General features: G+C 37.2%; 13 protein-coding genes. 6 read left to right on the top strand and 7 right to left on the bottom strand.

Annotated elements, in window-relative coordinates:
• Nucleotides 1–143 precede the first annotated feature (143 nt).
• From ACFSCX_RS16400 to ACFSCX_RS16385, 4 genes are all read right to left on the bottom strand, one after another.
• A complete protein-coding gene (locus ACFSCX_RS16400; protein WP_377929326.1) occupies nucleotides 144–1,022 on the bottom strand; it encodes a peptidylprolyl isomerase in 879 nt (292 codons plus the stop codon).
• Between the two features lie 280 nt (nucleotides 1,023–1,302).
• Nucleotides 1,303–2,589: a S1C family serine protease gene (locus ACFSCX_RS16395; protein WP_377929325.1), complete on the bottom strand. Its 1,287-nt coding sequence runs from the start codon at nucleotides 2,587–2,589 to the stop codon at nucleotides 1,303–1,305.
• 698 nt (nucleotides 2,590–3,287) lie between these two features.
• Nucleotides 3,288–6,407 carry an MMPL family transporter gene (locus ACFSCX_RS16390; RefSeq protein WP_377929324.1) on the bottom strand — a complete coding sequence of 1,040 codons (3,120 nt, stop codon included), beginning with the start codon at nucleotides 6,405–6,407 and terminating at the stop codon, nucleotides 3,288–3,290.
• Between the two features lie 3 nt (nucleotides 6,408–6,410).
• Complete coding sequence (locus ACFSCX_RS16385; protein ID WP_377929323.1) at nucleotides 6,411–6,878, bottom strand: MarR family winged helix-turn-helix transcriptional regulator; 468 nt, start codon at nucleotides 6,876–6,878, stop codon at nucleotides 6,411–6,413.
• 409 nt (nucleotides 6,879–7,287) lie between these two features.
• Here ACFSCX_RS16385 and ACFSCX_RS16380 point away from each other — a divergent pair, with 409 nt between their 5' ends.
• Nucleotides 7,288–8,070, top strand: a complete 783-nt coding sequence (locus tag ACFSCX_RS16380; RefSeq protein ID WP_377929340.1) for an aldo/keto reductase — start codon at nucleotides 7,288–7,290, stop codon at nucleotides 8,068–8,070.
• Between the two features lie 437 nt (nucleotides 8,071–8,507).
• On the opposite strand, the gene ACFSCX_RS16375 is transcribed toward ACFSCX_RS16380, so the two are convergent.
• Nucleotides 8,508–9,005, bottom strand: coding sequence for a PCYCGC motif-containing (lipo)protein (locus ACFSCX_RS16375; RefSeq protein ID WP_377929322.1), 498 nt, complete (start codon nucleotides 9,003–9,005; stop codon nucleotides 8,508–8,510).
• 278 nt (nucleotides 9,006–9,283) lie between these two features.
• Between ACFSCX_RS16375 and ACFSCX_RS16370 the strand changes: the two genes are divergently transcribed.
• Genes ACFSCX_RS16370 through ACFSCX_RS16360 form a run of 3 tightly spaced genes read left to right on the top strand, consistent with a single transcriptional unit; the run spans nucleotide 9,284 to nucleotide 10,589 of the window.
• Nucleotides 9,284–9,598, top strand: a complete 315-nt coding sequence (locus ACFSCX_RS16370) for an aminotransferase yhxA (RefSeq protein ID WP_377929321.1) — start codon at nucleotides 9,284–9,286, stop codon at nucleotides 9,596–9,598.
• Between the two features lie 41 nt (nucleotides 9,599–9,639).
• A complete protein-coding gene (locus ACFSCX_RS16365; RefSeq protein ID WP_377929320.1) occupies nucleotides 9,640–10,152 on the top strand; it encodes a hypothetical protein in 513 nt (170 codons plus the stop codon).
• Nucleotides 10,153–10,190: 38 nt separating this feature from the next.
• A complete protein-coding gene (locus tag ACFSCX_RS16360) occupies nucleotides 10,191–10,589 on the top strand; it encodes a DUF350 domain-containing protein (protein WP_377929319.1) in 399 nt (132 codons plus the stop codon).
• A 38-nt stretch (nucleotides 10,590–10,627) separates the two neighbouring features.
• On the opposite strand, the gene ACFSCX_RS16355 is transcribed toward ACFSCX_RS16360, so the two are convergent.
• Nucleotides 10,628–11,065 (bottom strand): RNA helicase, encoded by a 438-nt coding sequence (locus ACFSCX_RS16355; RefSeq protein WP_377929318.1) that lies wholly within the window; start codon nucleotides 11,063–11,065, stop codon nucleotides 10,628–10,630.
• Nucleotides 11,066–11,268: 203 nt separating this feature from the next.
• On the opposite strand from ACFSCX_RS16355, the gene ACFSCX_RS16350 reads away from it, so the two are divergent.
• Complete coding sequence (locus ACFSCX_RS16350; protein ID WP_377929317.1) at nucleotides 11,269–12,519, top strand: glutathionylspermidine synthase family protein; 1,251 nt, start codon at nucleotides 11,269–11,271, stop codon at nucleotides 12,517–12,519.
• Nucleotides 12,520–12,913: 394 nt separating this feature from the next.
• On the opposite strand, the gene ACFSCX_RS16345 is transcribed toward ACFSCX_RS16350, so the two are convergent.
• Nucleotides 12,914–13,225 (bottom strand): iron-sulfur cluster biosynthesis family protein, encoded by a 312-nt coding sequence (locus ACFSCX_RS16345; RefSeq protein WP_377929316.1) that lies wholly within the window; start codon nucleotides 13,223–13,225, stop codon nucleotides 12,914–12,916.
• Nucleotides 13,226–13,388: 163 nt separating this feature from the next.
• Here ACFSCX_RS16345 and ACFSCX_RS16340 point away from each other — a divergent pair, with 163 nt between their 5' ends.
• Entirely contained in the window at nucleotides 13,389–13,910 is a 522-nt protein-coding gene (locus ACFSCX_RS16340; protein ID WP_377929315.1) for a hypothetical protein, read from the top strand.
• Nucleotides 13,911–14,181 lie beyond the last annotated feature (271 nt).

Raw genomic sequence — 14,181 nt, 5'->3', positions numbered from 1 at the left:
CTTCATTCATCCTATTGGATCTGTGTTAGTTGTTACATGATAAGCATGCCCTACACTTATGACAAAACTTTGAACAAACCATTTCTATTGAATGAATGATTCTTTAACGATTTATTTAAGTGTGTTACATACTTAGCAATTCGTTAGTTTAAGTAATCCTTTATTTCATATTTTCCTATGATCTCTTCTAACCAAATGGAATATTCACTGGATAACTTCTGATTATATAGTGTCTCTTTAATATCATCTTTATGCTCTTCTAAACTAGCTTCTTTTGCTTCAAGTTTATCGTCCACTTTAATAAGGTGGAAACCATATTCTGTTTCCACAGGTTGACTTAGCTCGTCCACATGTAAGGAAAAGGCTACTTCTTCAAATTCCGGAGCCATGACACCCTTTGCAAAATACCCTAGATCTCCGCCTTGATCGGCATTTGATGAATCCGTAGAATACTCCCTTGCTATTTCAGCAAACTCTTCTCCGGCCATTATTTTTTCCCTCAGTTCATTGGCTAGTGATTCATTCTCTACTAAAATATGACTTGCCTTTACTTGCTCCTCTTCGCGGAACAGATCCTTGTTTTCATTAAAATATGTCGTAATATCTTCATCAGTGATCGAGATTCTAGGTGCGAGCATTTTTTCAGTCTTTAAATAGACTTCCACATCATTTTTTACATCATCAATGGTGACACCACTTGTTTTGAGTGCTTCGTTAAATAAGTCTTCTCCTCCATATGATGAAATAATGGTTTGCATCTCATTCTCGATTTCTTCTACAGAAATCTCGATATCATTTTTATCCGCCTCTATTTGAATCACTTTATCTGTTATGATTGCATCTAACGTTTGAGCTCCGTACTGCTGGGCCATTCTATTATATAATTCCTCTTTCGTAATAGAATTCCCATCAACACTAGCAACTACATCCTTTTTTGACAAAGTAAAACCAGCAATAACGATTCCAATAATGATAATCCCAAAAAGCACCACATACTTTCTTCTTTCTTTCAGTAGACTCATTTGTTAGATTCCCCCTTATAAAGTGAAACTTCAATCAGTGAGGGTTTTCCTCATCCCCACTGATTGTTAATTGAGGCCCACAATGTGGGTCATACAGCGTTGCCACAGGAGGTGGCGACTTTAGCCTGTGTTCCTATACAGGGTTCTTACTGGCGCCTATCCCCCACTTAAACTTCTCGAATCATCTAAAGTTTTGAAGTGGGGGTCTTAGCGCCAGTTGGAACGGGATAAATGTAGACGTATCGGAAGACACACTCCGATACGTCTACAGTGAATGTGATTAATTTGTTTGATTACTTGTCAAAGTTAATGTAATCGTATTACGTTCACCTTGGCGATATAGGTGTACCTCAATTTCTTGTCCGATTTCCATCTCTTTGTACAATAGTTTTCTCAAATCGTTTGAATGGTGAATGTCTGTATCATTAATAGCCGTAATAATGTCTTGTACCTGTATTCCTGCTTTTCCAGCAGCAGAGTTAGGATCAACACTTGTTACAACAACACCTTTTGTAATATGATCAGGCAAACCCTGTAAATAAATTGGCGGGATTTCCTCTAAGCTTGCTAATCCAACTCCCATATATGGTCGCTCAATTTTTCCATTCTCCAGAATTTCATTGACTATTGGTAATACATCATTGCTTGGAATCGCAAACCCTAGCCCCTCCACACCATTTTGGGAAATTTTTAAACTATTGATTCCAACTAACTCTCCGTTCGTATTTATTAACGCTCCCCCACTGTTTCCTGGATTAATGGCAGCATCTGTTTGAATGACCTGTAGATCCCATTCCCCCGCTGAAGTAGGAATACTAATCGTTCTATCCGTTGCACTAACAATCCCTTGAGTAACGGTACGTGATAAGTCAAGACCGAGTGGATTCCCAATTGCCAATACAGTATCTCCGGGTCTTAGTGTAGAAGAATCACCTAACGTTAAGGCATGTTCTGCCTTGCTTGAATCAATTTTTAGTACCGCCAAATCTGTAAGTGCATCAGAGCCAATCAATTGTGCCTCTACTTTTGTTCCGTTATAGAGTGATACTTCAAGGTTCTCTGCCCCTTCTATTACATGATGGTTAGTAATAATGTAAGCAAATGAGTCATCTTTTTTGAAAATAACCCCAGATCCTGTTCCACTCTCAACTTTTGCCGTTTCTGTTGAAAACGGATTTTGTTGCTGCTGATAATTTACAACTCCAACAATGGCCTTGGAAGCAATCTCTATTGTATCCGCTATGGATCCATTCGATGTTTGTGAAAAGGTAGGGGTACTTGCTCCGTTACTATTTGCAGTAGAATACATCTCCGAGGATGTACTTAACTGCTCATTTTTACTTATGGTTTGATTGCTCGCTTGATCATCTAGATCTGTGTACGGTGCAATCGTTAAAGTTAATACAGATCCGATTACGCCGGCCGCAACTAATTGTAAAAACCCCTTCACTTTCATTCCTTTTGAGACTTTTTGGTTATGCTGATTGCTACTATAGCGTTCTTGATTTAATTCTATTTTATGTTCATAAACTGGCTCATCGTATAAATTCTGTCGATCGTTCTCCATCTATATTTCCTCCTAGCTATTGATGTTAATGCCCTCATTCAAGCTCTATACATATCGTAACTAGAAATTATGTCTAAACTATTACAGAAATTTTAAGAGAGTCGAAACTTTTACGAACATTTTGATTTACGATGAGATTCACTTTAACTCAGTTCTACTTTCTGTAAAAACAAAAGACTCAGGGCGCTACGTTTAGCCTAAGGCAGAGCAAATGTTCTGGCATGAGAAAAGGGTGGTTTTCCCTTTTTTTTCATGAAAGGTTTTTTGACCAAGGATCGTCGCCATTTCATCTTGGCTGGGCGCTGAAGCTGGATTTAGCCGTAACATTGTAAAAACTAAACACCAGAAACTTATACTTTCTTAGCTTGTAGAAAACCCTCAATGTTTGAAAGGGAGTTCACTATCAAAGCTCATTAAAGAAAGCAAAAGATCCGAGCTAATGGACACGTCTCTAGTTAAAGCGCATCAAAATGTCCTTGAGTACCTCCTTCAGAGACATTTCAACCGTCAAAGCGGATCAAAATGTCCTTGAGTACCTCGCTCATTGAAATATTGTCGGATGTTCCCCGTTGTTTCTAGAATAAATAAGATATTTCTATACAACCACCGTACATTTGTTAGAAAGTAAAAAAATGGCTGCCGAGATTTTCTCGACAGCCTAAGGGGTTGGTATATGTACCACCCTCTGTTAAATCCTTTTACGCTCTTGTAAATGGCCACCAATTGGCTTTTCCAAAGGTTTTCACCATGACTGGAACAAACAATGGTAACACAACGAGTGCATATAGGAACAATCCTGTTAACACAATTGTTGCAATTTGAAGTAAAGATTGCATTCCAGATGGCATCATCGCGGCGAACGTACCACCTAAGATGATTGCAGCCGATATGATAACTGTTCCCATCTTCCTCATCGAGATAAGCATTGCCTCTTCCACTGACATCTCTTTATATTCATTAAAACGGTCCATTAAGAAAATACTGTAATCAACACCTAACGCGACTAATATTACGAAGGCGAAAAACGGTACCGACCAGCTAATGCCTGAATAACCTAAAATATTCACAAAGATGGTTTCAGCAATAGCCATTGAAGTATAATACGTTAAAATCAACGATCCAATTAAATAGATGGGCATGATTAAAGAACGGAATAAGAATACTAGAATGAGAGAAATTCCAAGTAGCATTAATACGACAGTTCGGGAATAATCTGCATTAGACATCGCAGATAAATCAGCATTAATACTCGTGATCCCTCCAATTGCCACCTCAGCATTTTCTAATTTTGTATCCTTTGTAGCACGTTCTACTGCTGCCTTAATGTCTTCTACTTTATCCATTGCTTCATTGGAATACGGATTTGCCTCAAATATGACATCCATTGTCATAACTTTACGGTCCTTCGACATATACGCATCTAACGCTTGCTCAAAATCTTCACTTTTTAAAACATCCTCGGGAATATATACACTTCCAACACTTGTTGAGGAAGCAAGGTTTGATAAATACTGTTGCGCTGAGCTAAGTCCCTCGTAAACTTCATTTAATCCATTAGCACTTTGATCAAGTCCATCTGTTAATTGACTAATCTGTCCCCCAAGGTCACCAAATCCAGCTAGCAGCTGTTGTTGTCCTTCATTGATACTTGAAAGTCCGTTTGTAACACCAGGTAATTGACGAATAATCTCTCCCTGGCCATTTGCAAGTGCTTCAAGGCCTGCTTGCTGCTGTTCAATACCATTAATTAGCTCTGTCATTCCTCCAATTAATGCCTCATAGCCAGTTGTCACTATCTTGAATGTGTCATTTGCTGTAGAAATCCCACCACTTATTTGAGAAAGTCCTGTGTTTAACTCATTCAATCCTTTCGCAAGTTCTCCTGCCTGTTTTTGAACCTCAGAGACCGTTCCCTTTATTGTCATGTAATCGACATCAGAACTAATTCCATCATAGTTCTTTTCTAGATTTTCAAAGCTTTGTGTTAAGCTTGACAGTCCCATAGATAAGCCGTTTAGACCTTGACCTAACTGTTTATAATTTTTTTCTAGCTCTCCTAGAGAACTCCCTGTAAGCTCATAGCCTTTTACTAATTCTTTACTTCCAGCTACTAGCTTTTCAGCATTCATTTTAATCTCTTCAAGTCCCGCTATCACCTGACTTGAGCCTTGTGACCCTTTGCGAATCCCATCTTCAATTTGCTTTAGGCCACCTTGTAATTGAACAAGTCCGTTTTCTAACTGATCTGTTCCCGTGATTAGTTCGGAAATACCTTTTGAAGCTTCTATTAGCTCAGGCTCTGATTTTGATAGCTCACTTCCAGCTGCTTCGAGACCTTCACTAATTTGCTTAATCCCTTTATTTCCTTCACCAAGACCTTCTTCTAACTGTTCAGCTTGACTTGTCACAAAAAAGTCATCAACTTTCTCTCCAGTTGGTCTTGTAACTGAACGTACGCTATCGACTAAATCCACTTTTTCTAGTTCTTTACTAATTTCCTCAGCTAGGGCTATATATTCTGCTGCATCCATCTTTTCATCATTTTTAATGACTACTTGTGTAGGCATGGATTCACCGGGGCCAAATCCATCAGCAATTAAATTAAATGCCTTGATAGAGTTTGCATCATCCCCAATTTCTTCTAGTGAGTTAAAAGATAACTCTCCATCATACGTAACAAGAAATGGGACAGAAATTCCTGCAACGATTACTAGAGCAATCAGTGGTCTTGCTAATGTGAAACGACCCACAACACCCCATAAGGTACTATCCTTATGTTCAAGCGAGCCTTTTGCCGGCCAGAATAATTTCGGACCAAGCACAGCCATAAAAAATGGGACAACTGTAAATAGCGCAAGTAGTAACACAGCTACTCCAACAGCAACTGCTGCAGCAGATTGATACAATTTAAATTGTGAAAATCCTATTGCTGCAAACCCAATCATCACCGCAAGCCCACTAAAAAATACAGTTCTTCCTGCATTACGATAAGTTTCAACAATTGCGTCTACTAAATTGTCTCGATGAGACATTTCTTCTTTAAAACGACTCAGTAGTAAAATACAATAGTCTGTTCCGATTCCAAACAGAACACACACTAAAAATATTTGTGTGAAATTGGACAGCGGAAAATTCAGGTTATCTACCAAGATGGCGACAATCGATTGGGAAGCCAAATAGGTGATCCCCACTGTTATTAGCGGGATAAGTGGTGCAATTGCCGAACGAAACACGAGTACGAGAACGAGTAAAATAAATACGACCGTTATTCCTTCAGTCTTTTTTAACCCCTCCTCAGAGGAGGTTATTAAATCTTGATCAATCATCCAGCCACTTGTATAGTAATGTTCAATGTTAATCTCTTCAAGAACCTCATAAAGAGCATTAGATATTTCCTTTGCTTCACGGTCATTACGACTCACCGTTACTGCTGTTAAAATGGTACTTCCATCATCAGAAACTAACTGCTCTTTTAATACCTCTTCATTAAAATGTGATAAAATTTCGGTTATTCCCAGTTCTTCACTATTCTCCTCAAGTAGACGAATCGCCCTTTCTACTTCGGAAAGCTCACTACTTGTCATCTCATTCTCTGTATGAAAAACAAGAGCAACTTGTGAAGTATTACCTTTTCCATTATCGCTTTGAACGTCATCCATAATTTCCTCAGCTAAAGAGGAGGAATAGCCATTTGGAACGGTGATTTGTCCTTTGTCACGGACTAAATCTGCCATATTAGGAGCAAGCATAAAAAGGGCAGCAACAATAGTAATCCAAGCGACTAACACAAACCATTTCCCTCTAATTATTGTTTTCACTCTTTACTCCTCCATTTTGCAATCTTTTAATTCGATTAAAATCGTATTTAGCTTTTCATAGGTTCTCATAAAAGCTTCAATTTCTTGTTCATCAAACTTTGTAATAATGGTTTCTACTAAACTACAAATTTTTTCTTGTGCATTCTCGTACACCGATTTACCTTCAGGTGTTAAGGAAAGGTATATAACACGTCGGTCTACATCATCTCTTTTTCTATCAATTAACCCTCTTTCCTCCAAGCGGTTAATGATACCTGTAATCGCACTTTTTTTCACATCAAACACTTCAGCTAACTCGGTAGAAGTACAAATACCAACACTATTTATGTATCTAAGTGTATAGTGTTGCTCGTTTGTAATATCATCACCAATTTCCTTTTTTATTAAGTTCTCCGCTTTTTTGGTAACAGAAAAGGAATAATCAACATACTTGTTTACTAACTCCTGGATATTATTTTTGTTTTGACCCAAAGAATCACCACCTGTCCATTTAGTTCACGACATTAACTATTAACGGTATTAACTATAATTCGCAATAAGAAATGTGTCAACTATAAAGAGAAACTTCTATCAATGGAGGTTTTCCTCATCCTCCACTGATTGTTAGATGAGGCCAGCACGATGTGGTTCACACAGACGTTGCCATTAGGATGTGGCGATCTTACTGTGTTCCTATTATCAGGTTCTTTCTGGCGTTTATCCCCCACTTAAACTTCTTCGAATCTTCTAAAGTCTTAAAGTTGGGGTCGTAGCGCCAATAAGAGCTGGATAAACTCTTTTTTGTTCTTCATGAGTGTGAGAAAATATGAGTAATACTTTGGAAGGGGTGGATCAATTGAAGGATATTCATTCTACCGTAACTTTACATAACGGTGTCGAAATGCCTTGGCTTGGATTTGGTGTTTTTAAAGTAGAAGAAGGAGAAGAAGTGGTCAGTTCGGTGAAATCAGCCATTCGTCACGGATACCGCAGTATTGATACTGCAGCCATTTATCGCAATGAAGAGGGTGTAGGGCTTGCCATTAGACAATCTGGTGTTCCAAGAGAAGAATTATTTATAGCGACGAAGGTTTGGAACAAAGCACAGGGCTATGAATCAACACTTGCTGCATTTGAGAAAAGCATGAATAAGCTTGAGCTAGAGTATATTGATTTGTATTTAATTCACTGGCCAGTTGCTGGAAAGTACAAAGACACGTGGAAGGCTTTAGAAAAACTTTATGTAGAAGGCAAGGTACGAGCAATCGGAGTCAGTAACTTTCAAATCCACCATCTTCAAGACTTACTGGCGACCGCGGAAGTGAAACCTATGGTTAATCAGGTCGAATTTCATCCACATTTAACTCAGCAAGAGCTTCATACATTTTGTAAACAAGAAGGAATCCAATTAGAAGCATGGTCCCCTTTAAAGCACGGGGAATTGATCACAGAACCAACGATCGTTGAACTAAGTAAGAAATATGAAAAAACACCAGCTCAGGTAATTCTTCGCTGGGACTTACAAAACGAAGTAGTTACCATACCGAAATCAACAAATGAGCATCGGATTATGGAAAATGCGGATATTTTTGATTTTGAGCTTTCCGCAGAAGATATGAGACGAATTCATGCATTAAATAAGAGCGAACGATTCGGACCTGATCCAGATAACTTTGATTTTTAATTTGGCTACTTGGCTAGGCTTGCGGATATGTCCTTGTTGCGCAACGATTGTATTTTTTCGATGTCAGGGTTTAAAACACTTGTTTTTTTATGATAAAATGCTTATTTTGGTTGTTTAGAATGTTTTTTGTGAAGGATAGATAATTCGTTGAAGCAAATTTGCAATATTGCCATGTGAAGTATGCCTTTTCCCTATCATTTTAGTCTCTATCGGCAACTATATGGTTTATATCATCAACCCTTATAATTTATCGGTAACTTTAAATTTTATCAGCAACTTTCTAGTTATCATCAACATTACTTGAAGTATCAGCAACTTCAAATCGTATATCAACAACTAGCCTAGTTTTATCATTAACTTTTTCTCGTAAACAAAATAATGAATATTACCAATTAACTAAACAAAAAAAGTATGGAACACAATTGGTTCCATACTTTTTATAACTTCGGTGTTGGCGTTGGATTTGCATAACCTTCTTTATATGTTTCATCGATTACATCTCGTATTTCTTGGATCGATTTTCCTTGGCTATAATCAATAACTGATTTTGCTGCAATCTCAAGACAGACACCGCAACGAGTCCCATGATCATCCCAGACTAAACTACCGTCTTCTCGGATTTCATTTACGAAACAGTTTAAACTACTCTTGTGCCCTGCACTATCACCACATCCACAATAACACGGAATATGTTCTAGCACATGGGGATGTTTTGCAGCCGCAATATAGATCGTTTTCATGTTCTCTGGTTTATCAGCTAAGAATGAAGGTAACAGATCTACACTGCCCGTTTCCTCTCTTAAATCACCACTCATAAATGATGGGCGTTCGTGGTGCTCTTCATGGTCTTCATGCTCAGATGCTTCATTAGAAGAGCAAGCCGAGAGTATCAACATGAATATAGTAAATATATATAATGACACTTTCATCTTCATACTTTTTCATGTCCTCCTTTACACTACTACCTACTCATCATAAGTGGTTTTGGAAGTGGACACAATATGGTTCACAGCATTGTTGGAATTTGGAACAGTCTCATTATCATTCCATGAATTAGTACTTTCATCATAATTGTAACAATACCTCTTCAAACCTTTTCCAAAAGATGTTATGGTTTAATAGGTCGAATGAATAATCACTCACATCCCGTAAAAGGGTGAAACCAAATACCGTCAACAATCGTAGATATGATTATAGGCAGGAGGATGTGTATATGGAAACCAAAACAAAAAAACTGTTATCCGGAATTACAGCTGCCATTGTAATAGGAGGCTTAACCGGATGTCAAAATGCACCAGAACCACCTTCAGATCCCGATTGTGATGACTGGGAGTGGGAGGAAGATGATGGGGTTTATGAATGTGAACAATACTCTTCCTCTTATTATGGCCACTATTACTATGGCGGAAGGTATTATCGAAACAAAACAGACTTATTTAAAAGCTCGGCCTATCAAAAATATAAGAGCAGCTCTAGCTTTAAGGGCAGTAAAGGTTTTGGAAGTGGCAGCAGCGTTTCGGGTGGTTAATAAAATGGGACCAATTTATTTGAAACGGGGTGAAAGTTACAATGAATAAAACTAAGAAAATGATGGCTAGTATTTCTACAGTTGCTTTAGTAGCTGGAATTACTGGGTGTTCATCCAATCAGGTTTCTGTAGAACAACAGGTTAACCGGAACATAAACACACAATCTAGTGGAACAAACAATCCTACATTTGTGGGTCCAACTGATCCTTATTGTGATAGCTGGGAGGAAGAAGGAGAAGGTATTTTCGAATGTGAAGATTATGATTCAGACTATTACGGCTACTATTATCATAATGGTACGTATTACCGGGATAAGTTAGCGATAACAAAGAAAAAAAGCTCGAATAGCCATTCAAAACCTTCAACTTCAAGTCCTGCTTCTAGTACACAGGCAAACAAATCAAATGCTAGTTCTAATAAGGTAAATCAAAACCAATCAACTAGCTCAAATATCACAAATAAGAATAGCTCAACTAGTACGGTAAACAGTAGCAGCAGCAATGGAAGCTCAAGCAGCGGATTTGGTAGTGGAACAAGTTCGTATGGAGGATAGACAAATATCATTACATTTTTATTGGGGGAATGAATAGTATGCTAGATTTATTGGCTAATTTTTCAGTATATGCACTATCAGCTTTTGGTGTTTTTGTTATTGCCATGTTACTTATTACGCTTGCAACAAAACATAAAGAATTTGAGTTAATCGGAAAGGGCAACCAAGCCGCAGCCTTATCTTTTGGTGGAAAACTCTTCGGAGTAGCGCTCGTTCTAGGGTCAGCAATTGCGCATTCAGTGTCACTAGTAGACATGGTCATTTGGGGATTCATTGGTTTAGTTGCTCAGCTTCTATTTTTCTATCTCTCTGAACTTATTACGATTCGTTTTAGTATTTCTGAAGCCATTGAAAAAGATAATAAAGCAGTTGGCATTCTTTTACTTCTTCTATCACTTTCTATTGGGTGGATCATTGCTTCTTGTTTAACGTATTAAAAATAGAACCCCTAGGAATGAATCCTAGGGGTTATTTATTATTGTACATAGATGACATAGCAGCCTCGATCTTCGTCAATTTCGGCAGAATCTCTTTCCAAGGATCCAAGTTTCGGAACTTCTATGATATCCTTTAATAAAAAGCGCATGGCTTCCCAGTGTGAGTCGAGGTGAAAGGTATATAATAGGGACATCTCACCAATTCGTTTATATTGACGAATCTCTAAATGTATACCGGTAGAATATGTTTGTTCATCAGAAAACTTTGTTGCTTCGCCTCTTTCTTCAATGACCAATATTTCATCATCGCCAGACAATTCATTTGAATATAATTCAAATTCTTTGCCGTCTTTAATAAAGTATTCGCATAGCTGTCTTGCATATATTTCATCAGCATGAATAGAGTCCGACGAATATTCATAAAAAGGCGTAAATGTACTGGCAGATTTTATATAATAAACAAGACGGTGAATCACACACGTTCCTCCCTTCTCCTTATATACGTAGTGTATCATGTTCAAGTTTCAAGTTGTCTAATTTTAGAATAAACATGGTAATTCAACTAATTTCTTAGACAATCAATACGTTGTCTTAAGTAAAGGGTAGAATAACAAAGGAAAATTTCCCTAACACTACTTTCGGAACAGCTAAAATATGTATAGTAAACGAGGTTAGTAATATGAAAGATTACTCTTTTAAAGAACAAAGAAGCCTGTTTTATTCAAAACTGCCTGAGTATTGGGCCGACTTATATGGACAAGAATATAGTCTTTATGACATAAATGAAATAGACGCTCACTTTGTTGTTGAGACAAGAGAGTTTGCCCAAAAGGCAGGTCATATCTTCTTTAGAACGGCAGAATTATTACAATCAAAAACCATCCCAGATGATACGTTTTTTCAGATGGGATTTCCAAAAGAAACAATTGAATTTATTCGCCTGACTAGTTTATCAGCCAAAACAGTTATTGGAAGATTTGACTCTGTTGTTATTAACGGGAAACACAAATTATTAGAGTTTAATGCAGACACACCCACTTTTATATACGAGCTATTCAGAGTTAACGGTTTGATCTGCAAAGAGTTTAATTATCAAGATCCGAATCATCAGCAGGAATTGTCGTTAATGAATGCCGTGAATCAGGCTGTACATGAAATGTTGCAAAGTCTGGGTTGTTCTGAATATCCAAATATTGTTTTTACCTCTCATGGTGATAATGTAGAAGATCGGAATACAGTTCTCTATTTGCAATCATTATTAAATAGGCCCTCTCAGTATGTACCCTTACACGAGCTCAGAATTATTAAAGATAAAGCCCTATTGGACCCAAGCGGAAAACCAATTGACATACTCTACAGGCAAACCTTCCCCATCGAAAGTTTACTACTGGACCGGGATCCTGATACGAATGAAAGGGTTGGTGAACAACTATTAGACCTAGTAGCTCGCAGAAAGCTTGGCCTTATTAATCCTCCAAGTGCCTTTTTATTACAAAACAAAGCAGTGATGTCTGTTATTTGGGGTTTACACATGGAGAATTCCCCCTATTTTAGTGCGGAAGAACATCGCTGGATAGAGGACCATTTTCTTCCGACCTATTTAGAGCCTGATTATTTCATTAAAAGCAATCAGAAATACGTGAAGAAACCAGTTTTTGGTCGTGAAGGAGATACAATTGAAATTTTTAATGGTGCAGGGGAAAAAATTGATGAAGACAAACATAAAAGCTATACGGATTACTTAGCAGTGTATCAAAAATTTGTCGCTCTTCCGACAACTATGTTTCAAACTGAATTAGGTGAAAAACAAGGTCATATAATGGTTGGAACATTTTTAATAAATGGACATCCAAGTGCTTTTGGCTTTAGAGTAGGCGATCAAATCACAAATAACTTAAGTTACTTTTTACCAGTAGGCATAAAAAAATAAAAGCCTATACTCCCTCCATTTTTTTGGAGTATAGGCTTGTTACAAGGTCCATAACTATTGTTGATTGGTTCAGTTGAATACTGGAATTGAAAATACATGATTTAGACTTGTTAACAAGAAAATTTCTAATCCAGCTCCTGAATGCATTAAAACTTTTATAATTTATAATAAACAGGTTTTTCAACTTATCGACTTGTAATGAATGCTCTGAAGCTGATTGGTGTATGATTAGAAGCATCACTTAAATAGTCGGTTTTATTTGAAATCTCTTTGATTGTAGCTGATGTTTCTCCGATTGCTGACGATACAATTTCTGTGTATCCGTTTAATGTGGATATCTACCGTTTGGTCTGTTTTCACCCACTTTCCACTTATACGATTTGTAAAAATGATTTTACTCCCTTATTAATTGTAAATTATACCGATATACCTCTTCATCTGATGATAATTTATATCCAAGGTTTGGATTATAATCAACATATATTGAATGATATAGGTGTTTTTGACTTTCGTTAGAAACAATAAATGGTATCCCATGTATGGTAAATCGCTCATCTTGTTGCTGTATCCGCGATATCTTAAGGTTATACTCAGCATAAATGGAACAGCTTCCTATAAATATTGCTTCTATTCTAATCCCCTCATCTTGGGTCAAGTTTATTTTTTGTAGTTCAGTAACTGCCCCTGGCTTTACCGTAATCTTCATCTACTTTGTCACCTCACAACATACTTAGTATTTCAATTATCATAATGCAGTCCGTAATTAGAGTAAAGAATTCTAAACTTTTCATAACGATTGTAAACACGACGAAAAAGTTCCTGCATAAGTTGTAGATATACACCTAGCTATCATTTAGGAGGGACAAAAATTGATTTTACCTGCTATGGACGTTCTTTTAATGAAGGATCACTTAAAAACACACGAGGGGATGTTATATAAACTAAGGATATACTTCCACCATGCACATCATCCTCTTCTAAAGGAAATTATTCAAAGGCAATACACAATTATGAACGATCATGTAAGAGTTATGCTTGAATTACTGGATCCAAACAGGACGACACCGGTCAGACTTGCTGCTATCGATTTAGATATAGTTCCAAAGGGAGACTCGAATCTAAATGGGACTACTGAAAAGCAAGATAAACCACTTTCATTTGAGGGCAGAGCGACAGCTAAATTTATGGCTAATCACAACTTTATGTCTTCTCTTTTAATGAAGAACCCACATGTAAAAGAAATCCATGAAAAGATGGCCATTCAACAGGCAAAGATCGCAGAAAGCTACACACATCTTATTCAACACTTGTGGAGAGAAAAACCTACAATGTCAACTGCAGAGGTGCAACTTGAAATAATAAATGATTTCAAAGATTTACTACATTCTTAACGAAAAATTTAGAAGTAAAATAGGTGTAAAATGAGTCTAGACTCATTTTACACCTGACTATTTTCAATATGTATGGCGGTTCTTTCAAAATGTGAAGTTAAAACAATCCGGCGATGGAGCTTGATTTAGCCGTAACATTGTATAAACTAAACATCAGAAATTTATATTTTCTGGTGTATGAAATAATATTTTTACACATAAAAAAGTCCCAAGACTATGCTACGATTGAACTACTTAACCAAGTTAACTCAATCATTTACCAACCCGCCAA

The organism is Bacillus salitolerans (assembly GCF_042680805.1).
Classification (GTDB): Bacteria; Bacillota; Bacilli; order Bacillales; family SA4; genus Bacillus_CJ; species Bacillus_CJ salitolerans.
Note: the sequence above shows the minus strand (reverse complement) of the source record. Positions and strands in the feature narration are given on the sequence as shown.